This is a genomic window from Xanthomonas translucens pv. cerealis, from assembly GCF_006838285.1.
Taxonomy (GTDB): domain Bacteria; phylum Pseudomonadota; class Gammaproteobacteria; order Xanthomonadales; family Xanthomonadaceae; genus Xanthomonas_A; species Xanthomonas_A cerealis.
Genome location: NZ_CP038228.1, coordinates 58,270 through 78,166, shown reverse-complemented (window position 1 = coordinate 78,166; position 19,897 = coordinate 58,270). Strand labels below are relative to the sequence as shown.

At 64.7% G+C, this 19,897-nt stretch carries 12 protein-coding genes; 6 read left to right on the top strand and 6 right to left on the bottom strand.

Features of this window, described 5'->3' with window-relative positions; translation table 11 throughout:
• Positions 1-94 precede the first annotated feature (94 nt).
• The 4 genes from E4A48_RS00315 to E4A48_RS00300 all read left to right on the top strand — a co-directional run bounded on the left by E4A48_RS00315 (position 95) and on the right by E4A48_RS00300 (position 4,756).
• A complete protein-coding gene (locus E4A48_RS00315) occupies positions 95-1,294 on the top strand; it encodes an OprO/OprP family phosphate-selective porin (protein ID WP_039005970.1) in 1,200 nt (399 codons plus the stop codon).
• Positions 1,295-1,437: 143 nt separating this feature from the next.
• The gene (locus E4A48_RS00310) at positions 1,438-2,763 is read left to right on the top strand and encodes a CitMHS family transporter (RefSeq protein WP_039005971.1); all 1,326 of its coding nucleotides are present in this window, start codon (positions 1,438-1,440) and stop codon (positions 2,761-2,763) included.
• 133 nt (positions 2,764-2,896) lie between these two features.
• Positions 2,897-3,637 carry an acetoacetyl-CoA reductase gene (gene phbB, locus E4A48_RS00305; protein ID WP_039005973.1) on the top strand — a complete coding sequence of 247 codons (741 nt, stop codon included), beginning with the start codon at positions 2,897-2,899 and terminating at the stop codon, positions 3,635-3,637.
• A gap of 87 nt (positions 3,638-3,724) precedes the next feature.
• On the top strand, positions 3,725-4,756 hold the full coding sequence (locus E4A48_RS00300) for a LacI family DNA-binding transcriptional regulator (protein ID WP_058196501.1): 1,032 nt from the start codon (positions 3,725-3,727) through the stop codon (positions 4,754-4,756).
• Between the two features lie 63 nt (positions 4,757-4,819).
• Here the strand turns inward: E4A48_RS00300 and E4A48_RS00295 are convergent, their stop codons facing one another.
• The gene (locus tag E4A48_RS00295; RefSeq protein WP_039005976.1) at positions 4,820-6,145 is read right to left on the bottom strand and encodes an MFS transporter; all 1,326 of its coding nucleotides are present in this window, start codon (positions 6,143-6,145) and stop codon (positions 4,820-4,822) included.
• 307 nt (positions 6,146-6,452) lie between these two features.
• On the opposite strand from E4A48_RS00295, the gene E4A48_RS00290 reads away from it, so the two are divergent.
• Both E4A48_RS00290 and E4A48_RS00285 read left to right on the top strand, forming a co-directional pair.
• Positions 6,453-8,894: a TonB-dependent receptor domain-containing protein gene (locus E4A48_RS00290; protein WP_142741664.1), complete on the top strand. Its 2,442-nt coding sequence runs from the start codon at positions 6,453-6,455 to the stop codon at positions 8,892-8,894.
• A 78-nt stretch (positions 8,895-8,972) separates the two neighbouring features.
• On the top strand, positions 8,973-10,838 hold the full coding sequence (locus E4A48_RS00285) for an alpha-amylase family glycosyl hydrolase (RefSeq protein ID WP_142743067.1): 1,866 nt from the start codon (positions 8,973-8,975) through the stop codon (positions 10,836-10,838).
• A gap of 455 nt (positions 10,839-11,293) precedes the next feature.
• Here E4A48_RS00285 and E4A48_RS00280 read toward each other — a convergent pair whose 3' ends face one another.
• From E4A48_RS00280 to E4A48_RS00260, 5 genes are all read right to left on the bottom strand, one after another.
• The gene (locus E4A48_RS00280) at positions 11,294-11,974 is read right to left on the bottom strand and encodes a type 1 glutamine amidotransferase domain-containing protein (protein ID WP_039005980.1); all 681 of its coding nucleotides are present in this window, start codon (positions 11,972-11,974) and stop codon (positions 11,294-11,296) included.
• Between the two features lie 106 nt (positions 11,975-12,080).
• Positions 12,081-13,334, bottom strand: a complete 1,254-nt coding sequence (locus tag E4A48_RS00275) for a flavohemoglobin expression-modulating QEGLA motif protein (RefSeq protein ID WP_142741663.1) — start codon at positions 13,332-13,334, stop codon at positions 12,081-12,083.
• Between the two features lie 28 nt (positions 13,335-13,362).
• Positions 13,363-14,478 carry a ribosome small subunit-dependent GTPase A gene (gene rsgA, locus E4A48_RS00270; protein ID WP_047325258.1) on the bottom strand — a complete coding sequence of 372 codons (1,116 nt, stop codon included), beginning with the start codon at positions 14,476-14,478 and terminating at the stop codon, positions 13,363-13,365.
• A 234-nt stretch (positions 14,479-14,712) separates the two neighbouring features.
• Entirely contained in the window at positions 14,713-19,266 is a 4,554-nt protein-coding gene (locus tag E4A48_RS00265) for a calcium-binding protein (protein WP_260608015.1), read from the bottom strand.
• Positions 19,263-19,802 (bottom strand): hypothetical protein, encoded by a 540-nt coding sequence (locus tag E4A48_RS00260; protein ID WP_142741662.1) that lies wholly within the window; start codon positions 19,800-19,802, stop codon positions 19,263-19,265. Before E4A48_RS00260 ends, E4A48_RS00265 begins: the two co-directional genes overlap by 4 nt.
• Positions 19,803-19,897: the final 95 nt, after the last annotated feature.

The following is a 19,897-nucleotide window of genomic DNA, read 5'->3' as shown; positions in this document are numbered from 1 at the left end:
CAGCTACGTCGCACTAGGCTGCAGCCACGCCGGCCCGCGCCTTCCGCTGCGAGCCACCGATTCATCGACGCGCTACGCGCACCTGGGAGGGTACGTGAACCTGAAGAAATTGAGCCTGTGCGGCGCCTGCGCCCTGCTGTCGCTGCCCGCGCTGGCGCAGGCCGCCGACGGCGACGACGGCGACGCAGGCCCGGTCACCGCCAAGATCGGCGGCCGCCTGCACTGGGACTTCGCCCAGTTCGACAACGACAATCGCGGCACGCCCAATCCCGACGACACCGAGATCCGCCGGCTGTGGATCGACGTGTCCGGCAAGTTCTTCGGCTTCGGCTACAAGGTCGAAGGTGATTTCGCCGGCTTGCAGGACGATTTCAACGGCAAGGGCATCGAGGCCAAGGACGTCTACCTGACCCGCACCTTCGACGCCGGCACGCTCAGCGTCGGCCAGTTCAAGCAGTATTTCACGCTGGACGACCGCACCGGCTCCAACTTCGGCCAGTTCCTGGAGCGCAGCGGCGCGGCCAGCACGCTGGCGCCGCTTTACCGCAAGGCGGTTTCATGGCAGGCGGCCGGCAAGGACTACACCTGGGCCGCCAGCGTCTACAGCCTGGAAAGCATCGACGTGTCCAACATCAAGGGCGATGCGTTCGGCGGCCGCGGCACCTGGGCGCCGGGCGCGCGCGAGGGCGACGTGCTGCACCTGGGCCTGTCGCTGGCGCACGAGCGCTACGACCACCCGGGTGCCAACGGCGCACCGGCGCTGAGCATCCGTCCGCGCCCGGCCGGGCACCTGTCCGACGACAGCCGCATCACCCTGGCGCGCTTCGCCGATGGCCGCGATACCGACGTGGACAAATGGTCGCTGGAATACGCGCAGGTGCGCGGCCCGCTGTCGTGGCAGAGCGAGTTCAGCGGCGGCCTGTTCGACGACGGCGCGCAGCGTGCCGACGTGATGTCCGCGTATGGCTTCGTCAGCTGGTTCGTGACCGGCGAATCGCGCCGCTACGACAGCAAGACCGGGCGCTTCACCCGCATCAAGCAGGTCAACAACCCGCGCGGCGCGTTCGAACTGGCGCTGCGTTACGACCGCATGTGGGGCACGCAGCACCTGGATGGCCAGGCGGATTTCCTCGACGCCTCCACCGCGTCGTGGACGCTGGCCGGCAACTGGTATCTCAAGCCGAACCTGCGGCTGATGCTGAACCTGATCGACAGCCGCAACCGTGATCATCTGGCCGGCATTACGCTCGATCACACGCGTGCGGTTACTGGGCGTTTTCAGTATGACTTCTGATTTGCGGGACTCGGGACTCGGGACTCGGGACCCGAAGAACGGAAGTCGGTAACGCTTCAGACCGCGACGTCGCGCTTTTCCGGGTCCCCGGTCCTCGGCCCCCGGTCCCGGCCCTTTTTCCCGCACCACCCAAGGAACTCCCCATGCTGACCGCGCTCGGTTTCGGAATGGTCATCACCTTCATGTACCTGATCATGAGCAAGCGGCTGTCGCCGCTGGTCGCCCTGATCATCGTGCCGATCACCTTCGCGCTGGCCGGCGGCTTCGGCACCGGCATCAACGACATGATGCTGGAAGGAATCAAGAAGATCGCGCCGACCGGCGTGATGCTGATGTTCGCGATCCTGTACTTCGGGGTGATGATCGACGCCGGGCTGTTCGATCCGCTGGTACGGCGCATCCTGCGCCTGGTCAAGGGTGACCCGATGAAGATCGTGGTCGGTACCGCGGCGCTGGCCTTTCTGATCTCGCTCGACGGCGACGGTTCGACCACGTACATGATCACCGTGTCGGCGATGCTGCCGCTGTACCGGCGCATCGGCATGAACGCATTGAACCTGACCTGCGTGACCATCCTCGCCGGCGGGGTGATGAACCTGACCCCGTGGGGCGGGCCGACCGCGCGCGCGGCCACCGCGCTGCACGTGGATCCGGCCAACGTGTTCGTGCCGCTGGTGCCGGCGATGGCGCTGGCGATCGCCGGCATCCTGCTGCTGGCCTGGTACTTGGGTATCAAGGAGCGGCGCCGGCTCGGCGTGGCCGCGCTGCCGGGCAACGCCTGGCTGGACAGCAGCATGGCCGACGATGGCGATGCGCTGCCGACCGTGGAGGACGCCGAGGAAACCAAGCGGCCGAAACTGCTGTGGGTGAACCTGGCGCTGACCCTGGTGCTGATGGCGGCGCTGGTGGTCGGCGTGCTGCCGATGCCGGTGCTGTTCATGATCGGTTTCGCGCTGGCGCTGCTGATCAACTATCCGAACCTGGCCGAACAGCGCCGGCGTCTGGTCAACCACGCCGGCAACGTGCTGTCGGTGGTATCGCTGATCTTCGCCGCCGGCGTGTTCACCGGCATCCTCTCTAACACCGGTATGGTCGAGGCGATGTCGCGCAGCTTCCTGGCAGTGATCCCCGACGCGTGGGGCCCGCACCTGGCGGTGATCACCGCGCTCGCCAGCATGCCGTTCACCTTCTTCATGTCCAACGACGCGTTCTATTTCGGCGTGCTGCCGATTCTGTCCGAGGCGGCCAGCCACTACGGCATCACCCCGGTGGAAATGGCCCGCGCCTCGCTGGCCGGGCAACCGGTGCACCTGCTCAGCCCGCTGGTGCCATCGACGTATCTGCTGATCGGTTTGGCCAAAGTCGATTTCGCCGACCACCAGCGCTTCACCCTGAAGTGGGCGGTGCTAGTGTCGTTGCTGTTGATGGGCGGCAGTTTGTTGTTCGGATTGTTTCCGTTGGCAGCTTGATATGCCGGGACCGGGGACCAGGGACCCGGAAAAGCGCAGCGATCTGAAGCGTTACCGACTTCCGTTCTTCGGGTCCCCGGTCCCTGGTCCCGGATCCCCGGCCCCGCCTCCAACCAAACCACAGAGGTTACAGATGACTCTAAGAATCGCCTACGTCACCAGCGGCATGGGCAGCATCGGTACCGCGATCTGCCAGAAACTGGCGCGCAACGGGCATACCGTGGTCGCCGGCTGCGGCCCCAATTCGCCGCGCAAGTCGGCGTGGCTGCGCGAGCAGCGCGAGCTGGGCTTCGACTTCGTCGCCTCCGAAGGCAACGCCACCGACTGGGACTCCACCGTCGCCGCGTTCGCCCAGGTCAAGGCCGAGGTCGGCGAGATCGACGTGCTGGTCAACAACGCCGGTGGCAGCCGCGACACGCTATTCCGGCAGATGAGCCGCGAGGACTGGCAGACGGTGATCGGCAGCAATCTCAACTCGCTGTTCAACATCACCAAGCAGGTGGTGGACGGCATGACCGCGCGCGGCTGGGGCCGTATCGTCAACATCGGCGCGGTCAGCGCACAGAAGGGCCATATCGGGCAGATCAACTACGCCACCGCCAAGGCGGCGATGCAGGGCTTCAGCCGCGCGCTGGCGCAGGAAGTGGCGTCGCGCGGGGTCACCGTCAACACCGTGTCGCCCGGCTACATCGCCAGCGCCGCGATCAGCAGCTTCCCTCCCGACGTGCTCGACCGCCTGGCCACTTCGGTGCCGCTGCGCCGGCTCGGCAAGCCAGAGGAAGTGGCCGCGCTGTGCGGCTGGCTGACCTCCGACGAAGCGGCCTACGTCACCGGCGCCGACTACGCGGTCAACGGTGGCCTGCACATGGGCTAGGCCAGCACTGCCTCAGGTGTTGGCGCTCACGTGGCAGCGGCTGGCATACACTGCCGGCTCCGCTCCCTGCGCCAGCGCCTACACTGCATGCCCGACAAACCCGACCGCGCCGCGCCCGGCGCGCGCCTGCAGATGGCCGACATCGCGCGTATGGCGGGCGTGTCCGAATCCACCGTCTCGCGCGCGCTGTCCGACAACCCGGTGGTCGCCGAACGCACCCGCGCCTACATCAAGCAGCTGGCCAGCGAGGCCGGCTACAGCGTCGATCCGGTCGCGCGCAGCCTGCGTTCGCGGCGCTCCAACATCGTCTGCGTGGCGGTGCCGCTGATGCACGCGCACGAGCAGCCGCTATCGGACCCGTTCATGATGACCATGCTGGCGCTGCTCGCCGACGCGCTGACCGCGCGCGGCTACAGCATGTTGCTGTCCAAGCTGGACCGGCACCAGGACCATTGGGTCGAAGACTTGGCGCGCGGCAGTCGCGCCGACGGCGTGATCATGCTCGGGCAGAGTTCCGAGCACGCCGCACTGGACGCCGCCGCACGCGGCGGCCTGCCGATGGTGGTCTGGGGCAGCCGCATCGACGGCCAGGCCTACGTCAGCGTCGGCAGCGACAACCTGCGCGGCGGCGAGCTGGCCACCGCGCACCTGATCGAGATCGGCCGCCGCCGCATCGCTTTCCTCGGCGACGAGCAGCTGCCGGAGGTGGCGCCGCGCTTCGCAGGCTACCGGCGCATGCTCGAGCGCCACGGCCTGGAGTTCGATCCGCGGCTGCACGCGCGCAGCCGCTTCCTCAGCGAGGACGCCTACCGGTTGACGCGGGCGATGCTGAAGAAGGCCGATCCTCCCGACGCGGTGTTCGCCGCCTCCGACGTGATCGCGCTGGGTGCGATCCGCGCGCTGACCGACGCCGGCCACCGCGTGCCGCAGGACATCTCGCTGGTGGGCTTCGACGACATCGCGCTGGCCGCCTACAGCCAGCCGCCGCTGACCACGGTGCGCCAGGACCTGGCGCAGGCGGCGACGCTGCTGGTGGATGGCGTGCTCGGCCTGATCGCCGGGCAACCGCTGCAATCGTTGGAACTGGCGGTACGCCTAGTGGTGCGCGATTCGGCGTGAATTATCGGGACCCGGGACCCGAAGAACGGAAATCGATAAAGCTTCAGATCGCGGCGCAGCGCTTTACCGGGTCTCCGGTCCCCGGCCCCCGGTCCCAAGCCGCACCAACAACATCGCCCCCGCCGCCATCACCATCAACGCGCCGGCCAGGCGGATCACGTTGCGCGGGTCGCCGCGCAGCCAGGCGTCGAAGTACAGCGGCAGGGTCACGATCTGGATCAGCATCGGCAGCACAATGAACAGGTTGAACAGGCCCATGTACACGCCGGTGCGCTCGGGCGGGATGCTGTCGGCCAGCATCAGGTACGGATTGCCCATCATGCTCGCCCAGGCCAGGCCGATGCCGATCATCGGCAACAGCAGCAGCCAGCGGTCGTGAATCGCCGGCAGCAGGCACATGCCGATGCCGGCGGCGAGCAGGCACGCTGCGTGGGTGACCTTGGGGCCAACGCGGCGCGCCACCGGCACCATCGCGAACGCGGCGACGAAGGCGACGAAGTTGTAGAAGCCGCCGATCTGGCCGTTGACCAGGCCGGCTTCGCGGAAGCCGTGCGAATCCGGCTCGGTGGTGCCGAACAGCGTGGTCGACAACGACAGCACGATGTACTGCCAATAGCAGAACATCGCATACCACTGGAACAGCATCACCGGCGCCATCTGCTTCATCGTCGGCGGCATGTGCCGCACTGCATCGGCGATCTCGCGCAGCGTGGCCAACGGCCCGACCGGCGCGGCGCGCAAGCGCTCCAGCTCCAGCGGCGGCGGCACCGGCTCGCGCACGCTGCGCGCGGTGAGCAGGATCGAGGCCGCGGAGAATCCCGCGCCGATCGCAAACGCGGCGATGGTGACGTAGGGAATGTGGTGCGCATTGGCCGCGTCCTGGTTCATGCCGAACCACACCAGCAACGGCGGGGTCACGTAGGCCAGGGTCTGGCCCAGCCCGGTGAACGCGCTCTGGGTGAGGTAGCCCAGCGGGCGCTGACGCGGCGCCAGCACGTCGCTGACCAGGGCGCGATACGGCTCCATCGCCACGTTGTTGGCCGCGTCCAGCATCCACAGCAGGCTAACCGCCATCCATAGCGCCACGCTGAAGGGCATCAGCAGCAGGCACAGGCTGCACACCAGCGCGCCGACCAGCATATACGGCATGCGCCGACCCCAGCGGGTGACGGTGCGATCACTCAGCGCGCCGACCACTGGCTGCAGCACCAGCCCGGTGATCGGCCCGGCCAGCCACAGGTACGGCAGGCTGGCGTGATCGGCGCCCAGGTAGTTGTAGATCGGGCTCATGTTGCTTTGCTGCAGGCCGAAGCTGTACTGCACGCCGAAAAAGCCGGCGTTGAGCGCCAGCACGCGCGACAGAGGAAGCAAGGGGCGATCGGAGCGCATGGGCATCAGCCTGACAGGAAGCCAAGGGCACCGCAGGCGGCGTGCCACCGCGGCGGAGCGGATGTTCGGAGTAATGCAATCGATTGTAACGCTGCGCTGCACCATTACCTGCCGGGTGAAAACTGTATTTAAACGTTGTCTACAGCGAAAGCAGCAATTTGCTGCAATGCAAATTGCAATCGATTGCAGAACGCCGTATCACTGCGCAACCCACCGTCTGTCCGGCATGGGCGCCGCGCCGGTCGATGCCGTCGCACGCTGCATGCAGGGCCTATCCGCGTCACCCCTCGCTTCGGGAGAGATAGCGATGCACCCCCCTTCGATCCGCCTGCATACCCTGACCTGGGCCGTCGCCGCGGCCCTGGCCGCCCCCGCCGCCTTCGCCCAGGACGCCGCCGCGCCCGCGGCCCCGTCCACTCCCGCGCAAGGCGACGTGGTCAGCCTGGATTCGGTGTTCGTGACCGGTACCGCCAGCGCCAAGAGCAAGCTCAAGTCCAGCGTGTCGGTCAGCACCGTCGGCGCCGAAGCGATCGAACAATCCACGCCGCGCTCGACCGCCGAGATCTTCCGCAACATCCCCGGCATCCGCTCCGAATCCAGCGGCGGCGAAGGCAACGCCAACATCGCGGTGCGCGGCCTGCCAGTGGCCTCCGGCGGCGCCAAGTTCCTGCAGTTGCAGGAAGACGGGCTGCCGGTGCTGGAATTCGGCGATATCGCCTTCGGCAATGCCGACATCTTCCTGCGCGCCGACTACAGCCTGGAGCGCATCGAGGCGATCCGCGGCGGCTCGGCCTCGACCTTCGCCAGCAACTCGCCCGGCGGCATCATCAACTTCATCAGCAAGACCGGCGACAGCGCTGGCGGCAGCGTCGGCCTCAGCCGCGGCCTCGGCCGCTTCGACAACACGCGCCTGGACTTCGACTACGGCGCGCCATTCGCTGAGCACTGGCAGTTCAACGTCGGCGGCTACTACCGCCGCGGCGACGGCGTGCGCGACGCCGGCTACGCCACCGACAAGGGCGGCCAGCTCAAGGCCAACCTGACCCGGCTGTTCGACAACGGCTACGTGCGCGTCTACGCCAAGTACCTCAACGACCGCGCCGCCGCCTATACCCCCGTGCCGACCCTGGTCAGCGGCAGCGACGGCGCGCCGCACTTCCACGACGTGGGCAGCTTCGACCCGGGCCGCGACACCCTGTACAGCCCGTATTTCCGCAGCAGCAACGGCCTGGACGGCAGCAACCTGCTCACCCGTGTCGAGCTCGGCGACGGCATGCACCCGGTGTCGCGCGCGATCGGCGCCGAGGCGCAGTTCGACATCGGCGGCGGCTGGACCCTGACCGACAAGTTCCGCATCGCCGACACCTCCGGCCGCTTCGTTTCGCCGTTCCCGGCCGAAGTGGCCGACGCCGCCAGCCTGGCCGCGCAGATCGGCGGCGCCGGCGCGAGCCTGCGCAATGCCGACGGCCAGACCTATAGCGGCCAGGCGGTGCGCACCCACCTGTTCAACACCCGCATCAACGACCTCGGCAACGCGGTCAACGACCTGAGCCTGGCGCGCGACTTCGGCAACGGCGATGGCGGCAACGTCAATCTCAAGGCCGGCCTGTACAGCTCGCGCCAGGTCATCGACATGGACTGGACCTGGAATTCCTACGTGCAGTCGGTGTCCAGCCGTTCGCGCCTGCTCGACGTGGTCGCGGCCGACGGCAGCCTGCTCTCGCAGAACGGCCTGTATGCCTACGGCGTGCCCTCCTGGGGCACCGACAACACCCGCCACTACGATGTGCGTTACACCATCAACGCGCCGTACGTGGCGCTGGGCTGGGACCAGGGCCCGCTGAGCGTGGACGCCAGCGTGCGCTACGACATGGGCCGCGCGCGCGGCCACACCGCCGGCGGGCTGCTGGTCGACAATCTCGACGTCGATGGCGACGGCATCATCCAGGCGCCGGAGCGCAGCGTGGCGACGATCGACTACACCAACCGCAAGCCCGTGGACTACGACTGGAACTACCTGTCGTACTCGCTCGGCGGCAACTACATGCTCAACGACGATCTGGCCGCGTTCGCCCGCTACAGCCGCGGCGCGCGCGCCAACGCCGACCGCCTGCTGTTCGGCGTGGTGCGCGACGACGGCTCGGTGTCCTCCGACGAGGCGGTGAACTTCGTCAAGCAACTCGAGGGCGGACTGAAGTGGCGCGCCGGCGGCCTGAGCGTGTTCGCCACCGCCTTCGCCGCGCGCACCCAGGAACAGAACTACGAGGCCACCAGCCAGCGCTTCTTCAACCGCACCTACAAGGCGCACGGGCTGGAACTGGAAGCGGCCTACCGCGCCGGCAGCTTCGGCATCAACGGCGGCGCGACCTGGACCGATGCGACCATCGACAAGGACCAGATCACCCCGGCCAACGCCGGCAACACGCCGCGCCGCCAGGCCAGGTTCGTCTGGCAGCTGACCCCCAGCTACCGCGGCGATCGCTACGAGGTGGGGGTCAACGCGATCGGCACCAGCTCGGCCTACACTCAGGACAGCAATCAGTTGAAGATGCCCGGCTACACGCAGGTGAACCTGTTCGGCAACTACCGCGTCACCGACGCGCTGACCGTGTCGCTGAACATCAACAACCTGTTCGACGCCTTCGGCCTGACCGAAGCCGAGGACGCGAGCATTCCGGACAACGCCATCATCCGCGCCCGCTCCATCCCCGGCCGCACCGCCAGCGTCAGCGTGCGCTACGATTTCTGATCCCAAGGAGCCCGCCGCGCCCGGTCGCCGGGCGTGGCCCATCATGAACGCCGCTTCCCCCCCTTCGATCACGCCGGCTTGCAGGCGGCACTGGCCGCCCAGCCCGGCGCGCACGCGCGTTACCGCGCCCATGGCGCACGCCTGTTCGCCGCCCTGCACGCCCTGTACGGCGCGCATCCGCACTACGCACAATGGCTGCCGCGCTGGCTCGACACGGTCGCCGCCACGATCCGCGCACGCCCGCCGGCACTGGCCGAACTGGATGCGGCGCGCGCGCCGGACTGGTTCGGCGATCCATCGATGCTCGGCTACAGCGCCTACGCAGACCGCTTCGCCGGCACCCTGGCCGGGGTCGGCGAACGCGTGCCCTACCTGCAGGAACTGGGCGTGCGCTACCTGCACCTGCTGCCGTTCCTGCGCATGCGCGAAGGCGACAACGACGGCGGCTTCGCGGTCAGCGACTACGGCCAGGTGGAGCCGCGGCTCGGCGACAACGCCGATCTGCTCGCCCTGACCGCGCGCCTGCGCGACGCCGGCATCAGCCTGTGCGCCGACTTCGTGCTCAACCACACCGCCGACGACCATCCCTGGGCGCTGGCCGCCAGACAGGGCGACGCGCGCTACCTGGACTACTACCACCACTTCGCCGACCGCGACCTGCCGGACCGCTACGAACGCACCCTGCGTGAAGTGTTCCCACACACCGCGCCGGGCAACTTCACCTGGGTCGAGGACGCCCAGGCCTGGCTGTGGACCACGTTCTATCCCTATCAATGGGATCTGGACTGGAGCAACCCGGCGGTGTTCGGCGAGATGGCATTGGCTCTGCTGCACCTGGCCAACCTGGGCGTGGAAGTGTTCCGGCTGGATTCCACCGCCTACCTGTGGAAGCGCGAAGGCAGCGACTGCATGAACCAGCCCGAGGCGCACACCATCCTGGAGGCGCTGCGCGCGCTCACCGACATCGCAGTGCCGGCGGTGCTGCTGAAGGCAGAGGCGATCGTGCCGATGGCGCAGCTGCCGCCGTACTTCGGCAGCGGCCAGGCATGCGGCCACGAATGCCACCTGGCCTACCACAGCACGCTGATGGCAGCCGGCTGGGTGGCGCTGGCCGCGCAGCGCGGCGACATCGTGCACGGCGTGATCGCGCAGACGCCAGCGCTGCCGCCGGCCTGCGCGTGGCTGAGCTACGTGCGCTGCCACGACGACATCGGCTGGCACGTACTGCAGCACGAAGCGGCCGGCGGCGGCGGCGGCAGCGCGCCGTTCGACCTTGCCCAGGCCGCACGCTTCTTCGCCTGCGAGGTGGCCGGCAGCTACGCGCGCGGCGAAGCGTTCCAGAGCAGCGGCGACGGCGTGCACGGCAGCAACGGCATGAGCGCCGCGCTGGTCGGCATCGAAGCGGCGCTGGCCGACGGCGATGCCGAAGCGCTGGAACTGGCGATCCGGCGCCTGTTGTTGCTGTATGGCGTGGCGCTGGCGATGCCCGGCATCCCGTTGCTGTACATGGGCGACGAACTGGCGCTGGGCAACGACGCGGACTATCGCCGCGACCCGCTGCGCCGCCACGAAGGGCGCTGGCTGCAGCGTCCGGCCATGGACTGGGAGCGCGCCGCGCGCCGCGGCGACCCGGACAGCGTTCCCGGCCAGGTCTACACCCGCCTGCGGCGGCTGATCGCCGCGCGTGCGGCGACCGCCGCGCTGGGCGCCGGGCAACCACTGCGGGCGTTGCCGCTGGGCCATCCGGCCCTGCTCGGGATCGCCCGCGGCACGGACTTTGTCGCGGCCTACAACTTCAGTGAGCAAGCGGTGGCGGTGGAGCATGCCGCATTGGGCGATGGCGACTGGCAGGCCATCGCCGACGGCGGGCGCGACGACGCCGCGCTGCAGGAATGGGATGGCCTACTGCCAGCCTACGGCCTGCGCTGGTGGCGGCGCGGCTGAGCGCCGAGGCGTCCTGGCGGCGTCGCGAATTCGCGAAAGATCTGCACGGGAGCAGCTCTTTCGAGGATGCGACCGCACCGCACGAAACCGCAGCCTCGGATTCAGCTCCCATGCCGTCGGGACTGAAGTCCCTCCCACAAAAAGCAGCGATGCCTACCCGGCAAGGCCCCCTGTAGGAGCGGCTTCAGCCGCGACGAACGAAGCCGCAACCTGGCCGATCCAGGAAGCGGTCGGGACTGAAGTCCCTCCTACACAAAGCAGCGATGCCTGCGCGGCAAAGCTCCCTTGTGGGAGCGGCTTCAGCCGCGACGAACGAAGCCGCAAGCTAGCCGATCCGGGAAGCAGTCAGGACTGAAGTCCCTCCGACAGAAAGCAGGCAGGCGCCTTGCCTCGGCATCGAGCCAGCATCGCGACGCGCGTCCAGCATCCGCCGACAAACGCGCGCCGCAAACCCTTCACTTGCGCAACAACCCCAGCAACGCCTTCGCCGCCTGCTCGGACGAAGCCGGGTTCTGGCCGGTGACCAGGTGGCCGTCCACCACAACGTGCACGCCCCAATCGGCGCCCTTCTCGTACAGGCCGCCGAGCCGCTGGAACTCGTCCTCGATCAGGAACGGCACCACGTCGGTCAACCCGACCGCCGCCTCTTCGCCATTGGTGAAACCGGTGACGCGGCGGCCCTTGATCAGCGGCGCGCCATCGGCGGCGCTGACCCGGCGCAGCGCGCCTGGCGCGTGGCAGACGAAGCCGATCGGCTTGCCGGCGCGATCGAACGCCTCGATCAGTGCGATCGACGTACGGTCCTCGGCAAGATCCCACAGCGGGCCATGGCCGCCGGGGTAGAAAACGCTGTCGTAGTCGGCCATCTGCATCTCGGCCAGCGGCCGCGTGCTCGCCAGCTGCCGCTGCGCATCCGCATCGCCTTTGAAGCGCTGCGTGGCGGCGGTTTGGGCGTCGGCCGCATCGCTCTTCGGGTCCAGCGGCGGTTGCCCACCCTTGGGCGAAGCCAGCGTGATCTCGGCGCCGGCGTCCTTGAACACGTAGTACGGCGCGGCGAACTCCTCCAGCCAGAAGCCGGTCTTGTGGCCGCTGTCGCCGAGGCGGTCGTGCGAGGTCAGCACCATCAGGATCTTCATGCGGATGTCCTTCTTTTGCGTGGAAACGGCGGCCATGCGCAGGCAGGCCAGGCGCGCAGTATCGGCACGCGCGCATTCGCGACAAGTGAGCGCGACGCGGTGGCGTTCAGGCGCCTTCGGCGCTGTCCAGCTGATCCATGCGGATACGGTTGGCGAACAGCGAGAACGCCAGCATGCCGGCCAGGCCGCTGGCACGCGCGACCCAGGTCGGCAGCCAGCGCGGCGGCGCCAGCACGCCGGCCTCGAACAACGGCGCGAACGCGGCCACATCCTCCAGCGCCATCTTGCCGGCGAACAGCCAGCGGCACAGCGGCAGGCGATCGCGCTGCAAGGCCTGGCGGAAGAAGGTGTGCACCGAGACCAGCCCGCGCAGATACACGGTGTCCTTGGTGAAGGCGGCACCGCCGCCGGTCGGCACGCCGCGGAACACCCGCTGCGCCGAAGAGAAGCTCTCCGCCGGCGACTGCCCGGCCGCATCGAAATAACGGAACACCTCGACGAAATCGGCACCGCCGCGCGCCAGCGCGATCGCCTCGATGCGCAGGCTGATCCGCTTCATCCGCGCAATGTCGATGCTGCCGGTGATCTGCTCGGCGAAGGTCGCCAGGCCCTCCTGCGTGGCGGTGACCCGCGGCGACGACAAGGCCAGGCTCGGCAGGTGCGCCTGCTCGCGGCCGTTGAGCGCGGTCAGCGAATGCACCAGCGCCTCGTGGTGGAACAGCTGCGCGCGGTCGTAGTCGCTGAACGATGCGCCGGAGCGCAGGCGGATGCGGTGGGCGCCGGCCGCGGCCTTGGCCAGCAGTTCCGGATCCAGTTCGACCGCGATCACCCGCGCGCCGAAGAATTCGTCCAGGTCGCGCTGCAGCAACAGGCGCAGCGCGCTGGCCGACACCGGTACCTGCTCTTCGGCCGACAGCAGTTCGCGATCCAGCTCCTGTGCGATCCGGATGAAGTGACCGGCGGCGTCGCGGGTGGTCGGGCCATGCCCGGGCATAGGGTCCTCCGGCACGCCGAACAACTGCGCCGCATACGTGCCGACCGCCGCCGTGCCCAGCGACTCCAGCAAGGCCGCGGCCAGGTCCCAGCTATGCGCAGAGGCTTGCAGATACGCGCCCAGCGGATGCGTCGGATCGGCCGCCTGCGCGATCGCCGCCAGCTCGCGGCGCGTGTCGGCGAAATCCAGCCGCGGGTACGGCACCTGCGGCAGCTGCGGCTGGCCGCGTGCCACGCTGTCCAGGAACGGCGCCTGCACTGCCGCCGGCCAGCTCGCCAGCGCCAGCAGGCGGATGCCGCGCACCGCCTTGACCAGGCGCGCATCCAGCGCGGCGTGGTGCAGGATCTCGGCAGGCAGCGCGGTCATCGCGAGCGTGGCGGGCGGACGCGGCCGGTCAGCGGCGCTGGTTGCGCGGCGTCGGCCGCTTGCCGCCCGGCTTGCCCGCGCCGGGCCTGCCCGACCTGGCCGCGTCCGCGTTCTGCGCCTGGCGCTGCGCCAGTTTGGTGGCGGCGCCGGCGACTTCGTCGCGCAGCTTCATGTAGTTGGCCAGCCGCGCCTCCTCGATGTCGCCGCGCTCGATCGCCGCCTGCACCGCACAGCCCGGCTCGGCCTGGTGCGCGCAATCGTTGAAGCGGCACTGCGCGGCCAGCGCCTCGATGTCGGCGAACCCGCCTTCGGCCAGGTCTTCCTCGCCGGTGGGCTTGAGCTCGCGCATGCCCGGCGTATCGATCAGGCAGGCGCCGGACGGCAGCGGCAGCAGCGCCCGGTGCGTAGTGGTGTGGCGGCCGCGCGAATCGTTCTCGCGCACCGCCGCAGTGCGCATCTTCTCCACCCCAAGCAAGGTGTTGGTGAGGGTGGACTTGCCGGCGCCGGACGAGCCGACCAGCACCGCCGTGCGCCCGGCCCCCAGCCACGGCCGCAGCGCCGCCACGCTGTCGGCGTCCTTGGCGTTGACGGTCAGCAGCGGGATCGACTGCGCGGCCAACTCCTCCAGCACCGCCAGCGCATCGTCGGCGTACTCGGTGAGATCGGCCTTGGTCAGGATCACCACCGGCTCGGCGCCGCCGCCGCCGACCAGCAGCAGGTAGCGCTCGATGCGCCGCGGATTGAAATCCGCATCCAGGCCGCAGACGATGAACACCGTATCGATGTTGGCCGCGATCACCTGCTGGTGATAGTGCTCGCCGGCCGCGCCGCGCTTGATCGCGGTGCGCCGCGGCAGCAGCGCCACGATGCGCTTGTCGTCCTCCAGCAGCACCCAGTCGCCGACCGCGGCGCGCTCGTGGCTGGGGAAGCGCGGCCGCTGCCATTCCGGCAACGACTCGACCTTGAAGCCGGCGTCCACCGCATCGGCCACAACATAGCCGGTGCGGTGCTGCTCGCTGACCCGGGCCGGCCGCGCCAGCGGGTGCGCGGCCATCGCCGCCAGCCAAGTTGGTTCTTCCGGCATGCCGGGCCAGGGCCAGCCGATGGGGCGCAGCGCGTCGAAGTCGATCTGGGGGGAAGTCATGGGCGGATTCTAGAGGGTGTCGTGTGCTTGTGGTGCTATCGAGACTCGAAGACCGCCGGAATCGTGAATCGGGGAGGATCACGGCAATGGCAAGAATCCCTGGCGAAAAGCTTGTTATCCGTGATTGCTTACCGCGGATGCCGATCCCAGTAGAGGAAGCATCCATAAAAAAGAGGCCCCGCGTCAGCAGGGCCTCTCTAGATACAACTCAAGCAAGGACTAAGAAAAGCAGTTTCAAACTATTGAACTGGCAACCAACAGCTTCGCTTCTTGAGAGTTGGAAGATACCAACGGTGCGGACGAGGAACTGGTGGTCGCCATTGCAGCGATCAAGGCGGCCACTTCGCTAGACGCGACAGTCTTGTCCTTGAACTGCAGATACTCGACCTGGGAGGAGCTGGAAGCAAACCAACCAGATACGGTCAGCTGATCGTCGCTTCCCCGAATGGCGATGGACAGATCGTCGCCTGACCTACTGAAAAATGTGTCGTCTACAGCGAGATCCTTGTCAAATACAATACGATCCTTAGCACCACTGTACGTGGAGGTCTCCAATACCGTGTCGCGACCGTCTCCCTTGTTGAACAGGTACGTGTCCGAGTTGTAGCTACCGGAGAGCGTGTCGTTGCCCGTTCCGCCAGCTAGCACGCTATTTTGTGCATCCCCAGACACGCTCAATACATCATCACCCGCACCACCTTCCAACCGATCCGTACCCGTGCCGCCGCTCAGTGTGTCGTTGCCGGCACCGCCAAACAGGATGTCGTTACCGTTCCAGCCGGTCAGCTTGTCATCTCCGCTCGTACCCAGCGTCGTCAGGCCCTTCGTCTTCAACGTCGCAGGCGTCCAGATCGTGCCATCGGCAAAGACGAACTGTTCGATACTCACGGAACCGTTCTCTGCACCACCGCTCGTCAACCAGTTCTTCAAGCGCACCGAGTCTGCGCCATCGCCGATGGACAACACCACGTCCAGACCCTCGCGGAAAACCTGCACCGTGCTGGCCAAGATCCCTTCGCCGAATACCACCTTGTCCACTGCACCGCTGTTGTAAGAGGTCTCCACCACGGTATCGTGACCATCGCCCTTGTTGAACAGGTACGTGTCCGAGTTGTAGCTACCGGAGAGCGTGTCGTTGCCCGTTCCGCCAGCTAGCACGCTGTTTTGTGCATCCCCAGACACGCTCAACACATCATCACCCGCACCACCTTCCAACCGATCCGTACCCGTGCCGCCGCTCAGTGTGTCGTTGCCGGCACCGCCAAACAGGATGTCGTTACCGTTCCAGCCGGTCAGCTTGTCATCTCCGCTTGTACCCAGCGTCGTCAGGCCCTTCGTCTTCAACGTCGCAGGCGTCCAGATCGTGCCATCGGCAAAGACGAACTGTTCGATACTCACGGAACCGTTCTCTGCACCACCGCTCGTCAACCAGTTCTTCAAGCGCACCGAGTCTGCGCCATCGCCGATGGACAACACCACGTCCAGACCCTCGCGGAAAACCTGCACCGTGCTGGCCAAGATCCCTTCGCCGAATACCACCTTGTCCACTGCACCGCTGTTGTAAGAGGTCTCCACCACGGTATCGTGACCATCGCCCTTGTTGAACAGGTACGTGTCCGAGTTGTAGCTACCGGAGAGCGTGTCGTTGCCCGTTCCGCCAGCTAGCACGCTATTTTGTGCATCCCCAGACACGCTCAATACATCATCACCCGCACCACCTTCCAACCGATCCGTACCCGTGCCGCCGCTCAGTGTGTCGTTGCCGGCACCGCCAAACAGGATGTCGTTACCGTTCCAGCCGGTCAGCTTGTCATCTCCGCTTGTACCCAGCGTCGTCAGGCCCTTCGTCTTCAACGTCGCAGGCGTCCAGATCGTGCCATCGGCAAAGACGAACTGTTCGATACTCACGGAACCGTTCTCTGCACCACCGCTCGTCAACCAGTTCTTCAAGCGCACCGAGTCTGCGCCATCGCCGATGGACAACACCACGTCCAGACCCTCGCGGAAAACCTGCACCGTGCTGGCCAAGATCCCTTCGCCGAATACCACCTTGTCCACTGCACCGCTGTTGTAAGAGGTCTCCACCACGGTATCGCGGCCATCGCCCTGATTGAACAGGTACGTGTCCGAGTTGTAGCTACCGGAGAGCGTGTCGTTGCCCGTTCCGCCAGCTAGCACGCTGTTTTGTGCATCCCCAGACACGCTCAATACATCATCACCCGCACCACCTTCCAACCGATCCGTACCCGTGCCGCCGCTCAGTGTGTCGTTGCCGGCACCGCCAAACAGGATGTCACTGCCGTCACCGCCGAAAAGTGAGTCATCGCCTGAACCACCAAACAACCTATCGTTTCCAGTGTCGCCGTATAAGGTATCGGATCCAGCACCGCCGCCGATAAGATCGTTACCCCCGCCACCATGGATGATATCGTTAACCGACTCTCCCCAAACCAGATCATCTGCAGACGTGCCTGTAAAACTTCCTGACACCGTCTTGATGCCCGCGAACGCGATGGCTTCGAGTCCGGCAGAGGTCGTACTGGCGCTTTCGATCCAGTCGTTCAGCAACGCCGGGCCATCCCAGCCAGCCTCGGCGAGAAAACTTCCCGCATATTTATAGAGATCAAGAGCGTCCTGAAGCCCCTCTCCGAGATTACTCCGGGCCTTACTTTCTAGCATGGCAGCTAGACCAGAAATATCGAATTGCAATTTTCCATCGACGACGCGCATGGCCAGACTATCAACGTAGTCATGAAGACGAGTCTGCGTCACGAGCCCCGCATACACAGACTCCTTCAAATTGGCGTAAGCACTGAGCAGAGCACTGATCTGCTCGGGCTGTAACACGACATTCATCACCTGCTCAACACTACCGTCGGCTCGCGTAACATTCTTCCAACTGTAGGTATTGCCACCCGTCGAAACCTGGTCGTTCTGGTAGCTGATCAAACTTGAGCCATTGAACTTTTCCAGAATCGCGACGATCGATGCCAACTGCGCATGCTGCTGCTTCTCCCATGCTTCGACTGCGGCAGCGCCCTGGGCGGTTACGGAAGCTGGTACCGCGCCATGGTAATAGACGGTGCGTTTTGTCGAGCTAGAAGTTTCGAGAATATCCTCACTGCTCTTCATGGTCGACGTACCTGCCCAATCCGCAAGCATCGTGTCCAGTGCAGCTCGCATTGCCTCGCGTGAAGTACCAGGCGTCAATGCTTGGACATCAGCCAGCAAATCCTGCGACAGGCTTGCGGCTTCTTCCAGATCGCGCACAGCGCCGCTTCCCTTGAGATTAGGCAAGTGCGCTGCTTCGTCCGTGACCGTCACCGGATCCAACGAACCGCTGAAATCACGGAAGAAGTTGTTCACCGCCAGCTGCAAGTCGCCGGCCAGACCCGTAGTGCCGTCAAGCCGGGTGTAGGCGCCGCGGTTATCAACAACATTTCCGTTACCTAGATCAAGATCTGCTGTCGTAGTGGGTTTCAAAGTGATCGAGGCAATTCCGAGCTCAGACAGCCGAAACAGCTCTCCTGCCTGGGAAATGCCATCTTGGTTCAAGTCACGCCAAATTCTAACGTCGTTAAAATGCGCATCCGTCTTACTAAATATACCATCACCATTTTCATCCAAATCTCGCAAGGCCTCGAAGCCCGAACCAGCCTTACGCCCGTCTGCAAGAATGGTATCAGCGCCAAACAGCTCTCCACCACCGTCTATGGTGCCGTTTCCGTTGCGATCCATGACAAGGAGCCCGTCATCAGCCGCAACCCACCCAGACCCACTCTTTACTCCATCCCCATCATGATCGAACAACACACCATTATTTGCCGATACAGTTTCAATTCCATCCCCATCAAGGTCAAGCGTCAATGGGTCTCTGCGCGGCACAAAATTAGCGGCGTTACGAAAATTTTCATTGACATTATTCGCAACGCCATTCTGAGATGGATGTAGTAGATCGTATAGCTCAATTCCTAGCCAACCTCCGAATTCACCAAGGCCTTGTATAAAGGCGCCAAGCCCGTTATCCATGGCTTTCTCAATCAACCAATTTAGGCCGATCGCTTCGGTCAGACCGCTTTCATAGGCAGCCGTACCAAGTAGCCCTCCTACAAATCCCGCAGCGATAACGGCTGCACCAGCTGTCATACCGGCTGTAGTTGCACCAACTCCCAAACCCGCCATATAAGACGTAATTAGCGGCGCAACATAAACTTCCGCCAACGCTCCAGCAGCCAAACCACCTAATATGTTCGCACCGCCTTCACCAACGCCCTGGAGCCCATCGTTAATACCACCCATCGCCAGCCCGTAAAGGGCAGCTGCAGCACCAAGCTTTTCGCTTACGGCCCTAATTGCCTTTGCTGATGAGCCACTATCCAATGCATTGCCTATATAACCATTCGCTTCAGCCAACAAATTATCTGCCCGCCGAAGATTACCAATTATCATTGATTCTTGCGCAGTAGACGCTCCGCCTGATTGGGCGATAGCATCAGACATCCTATTGGCGAGACTCCGCATGAAAGCTGCCGATTCACTGGTCTGGGCCGCCATTTTGGACCAACGGGTCTTTTCAACCAAGGCCGCTTGCTCCGGAGATAGCAATGCAGCTTGAGCAAGCGATGCTGCACCATCGGAATATGCACCACTTATTTTTTCTTTTATGTATTTCTCAACGTCTTTTGGATCTTGTCCCGGCGTGACACCGGGATCCACACCAGTAGCGCCCTTATATTCAATGACGACTGCCGAGTAAACTTCATCTCTAACCGACGCATTAGAAGTCATTCAAATCCCCTTAGTTTAAAATAGGCCACAAGCCAGAATAAAGCACAACCATTGCAGATATAAACAAGGCAGAGCAGCATGTTTTGCGAAATAATAAACATCCAAGGATCTCTTGAAATACATAAACCACTAGAACACATTATCCCCATATCCACTGGACCGAAAACGAAGACAGCGATCGTCGTCAAAGAAAATAAAATAGCCATTGCCAATGGGCCAAACCTGTATGGCCGCCCTTCCTTGTGAATCGACCACATTACTGAATCTCTAAATATTGCAAGCTTATCCATAGAGACCTGCAAAATTCCAAAGACAAGTGGAACATGTGAGATCAACAATGCCAGTAATCCAAAAAAGATGAAAAGCGATGCGCTTTTCGGGAAGCTTGTCCTCAATGCTCTATCGATGAAGGCTGATTCAATCAATCCATCGCCCCAAAAAAAAGAACATAAAAATGCCACAGTTGGGAAAGTTACCACCACAAAAAGTCCGCAAATAAATCCTCTATTTACGCGAGAAACATTATCCAAATCCATTTCGCACCCAGGCTAGTTATTGATTGCTTACATTAATGCCATGTTATATTTAAAAATATTTTGATATTTCTTATTGCCCCAAAAATACCAAATAA